Genomic DNA, 2,095 nt, shown 5'->3' with positions numbered 1-2,095 from the left:
TGGGAAGGTCGAGGCCGTGCCCGTGTGGCAACCGCTTTACCTGTACGCCCACCGGATCAATCATGCATGTCTTCCTCTACAGGCTCCGCCAGGGCTTCCGCGGCGCGGCGGACCAGTTCGCGGGCGACGTCTTCCTTGGCCATTTCAGGCAGGCTTTCGACGCCCTTCTGGGTGACCACATGAACCTGGTTCAGATCGCCGCCCATCACACTCGCGCCCACTTCACCGGCAACATTGTTGGCGATGATCCAGTCGACGCCCTTGCGCTTGCGCTTGGTCTTGGCGTTTTCGACCACGTTTTCTGTTTCGGCGGCAAAGCCGATAAGCAGGTGCGGACGTTTGCGTCCGGCTGCAACGGCAGCCAGAATATCGGGATTTTCCGCGAGGATAAGCGCGGGCGGCGCTGAACCGCGTTTCTTCATCTTTTCGCCGGCCACGTGCTTGCTCTTCCAGTCGGACACAGCCGCGACCATGAAGGCGGCGTCAGCAGGCAGCGCGTTGCGCACTTCCTCGGCCATATCGTCGGCAGTTTCGACATCGATGCGGTCGACACCGTGGGGTGTCGGCAAATGAACCGGCCCGGAAACGAGCGTTACGCGCGCACCGGCAGCGGCGGCCATTGCGGCGATAGCGAAGCCCTGCTTTCCGCTGGAGCGGTTAGCGATGTAGCGGACCGGGTCGATCGGTTCGCGCGTTGGGCCTGCGGTGACCAGCACGTGTTTGCCATAGAGCGGGCGATGTTCGGGATCGGGATCGAATTCGGCCTGACCCGCAAGCGGGGAATCTTCGAATGCGACTTCCTGCGTTTGAACGTCTTCCTCGACCGGTTGAGGCTTGGCGCGCTTGTCCTTGCGGGCGACCGTGTGGTTGAGCGCCTCGGGATCGATCGGCGGAGCGGAAGCCGCGCCGCCCTTTTTCGCCAGCAGCGGCCCTCCCAGATCGGGATTGATTTCGGTGTTTTCGACAAGCGCCGCTGCGTCGAGCATTTCGGGCTCGGGCAGGTCTTCGAAATCTTCGAATTCCTCTTCGATTTCCTCGTGCGAACGCTTGGCAGTGGAGCGCGGAATAATCATCGACAGCAGGCCGCCGAGGCCCCCGCCGCTTTTCACCACCTCTTCTTCGTCTTCGGGCTCGAGCGCTTCGAGAGCGATGTCGTCCGCTTCCTCGTCCGCAGTTTCTTCGTCTGCGGTCTCGGGAGTTGGCGGCGCGAGCTGCGGCGCTGGCGGGGCCAATTCAGGCAGGTCGATTTCTATGTCGAGTTCGGCAGCAATGGCCTGAACGATTGCGGCAGGATCGGGCAGGCGGCCTGGGCCGAATTCGCCGCAAGCCATCGGGCCTTCGTCCGGGTCCATGACCTTCACGCCTGCCTGACGCAGCCAGTCGGCATTGCGCTGAGTGGCGGAATGCTCCCACATTTTCACGTTCATCGCCGGAACCGTCAGCACCGGCTTGTCCGTGGCGAGGATCAGCGTGGTGGCCAGATCATCGGCGATACCGGCAGCCATCTTGGCCAGCAGGTCCGCCGTTGCCGGACACACGACCACGAGGTCGGCATCGCGCGAAAGCTGGATATGACCCATCTCGACTTCGTCCTTGAGGTCGAAGAGCGAGGTGTAGACTTTCTTGCCCGACAGCGCGGCAAGCGACATCGGCGTCACGAACTGCTGACCGCCTTCGGTCAGCACGCACGTCACCTCGCCGCCTGCCTTGCGGATCAGGCGTACGAGTTCGCACGACTTGTAGGCCGCGATACCGCCGCCAATTACAAGCAGGATTCTCGGTCCGCTCACTTTGTGCGCTCCGTCAAATTGGTCCTGCGCGTCGTCCGCGCTGATCGGCTGGTGCATTCCCATTGCGTCATCGTTGCGCTTGCTAGCGCCCCCTGTCCGTCATTGCCAGCACGCAAAATGCGCGCGATTGCCCTCATACCCTTGGCAGCCTATGGTTTAAAAAAAGGAAACGGAGGGGTTTCGCCGATGAATTTCATTCTTGCCGCGCTTATTGCGCTGGGTGCCATGCTCGATCTCGTTCTGGGAGTGAGCTTCTTTGTCGATCCCGCCTTGGCAGGCATGGATTTCGGCCTGACTGCGACCGG

Annotated in this window: 1 protein-coding gene and 1 pseudogene; one reads left to right on the top strand and one right to left on the bottom strand. The window is 62.1% G+C overall.

The window, feature by feature from the left end:
- Positions 1-56: 56 nt before the first annotated feature.
- A complete protein-coding gene (locus tag AC16XC_RS07375) occupies positions 57-1,847 on the bottom strand; it encodes a bifunctional phosphopantothenoylcysteine decarboxylase/phosphopantothenate synthase (RefSeq protein ID WP_484034004.1) in 1,791 nt (596 codons plus the stop codon).
- A gap of 60 nt (positions 1,848-1,907) precedes the next feature.
- Here AC16XC_RS07375 and AC16XC_RS07370 point away from each other — a divergent pair.
- Positions 1,908-2,095: pseudogene (locus AC16XC_RS07370) on the top strand (hypothetical protein); the annotation flags it as partial.

This window comes from Candidatus Andeanibacterium sp., assembly GCF_057143545.1.
The sequence above is the reverse complement of the archived record's forward strand: the minus strand, read 5'-3'. Positions and strand labels throughout refer to the sequence as shown.

Coding starts and splice junctions, on each gene's coding strand:
- AC16XC_RS07375 (WP_484034004.1), bottom strand. CDS start 1,847: ATGCACCAGCCGATCAGCGCGGACGACGCGCAGGACCAATTTGACGGA.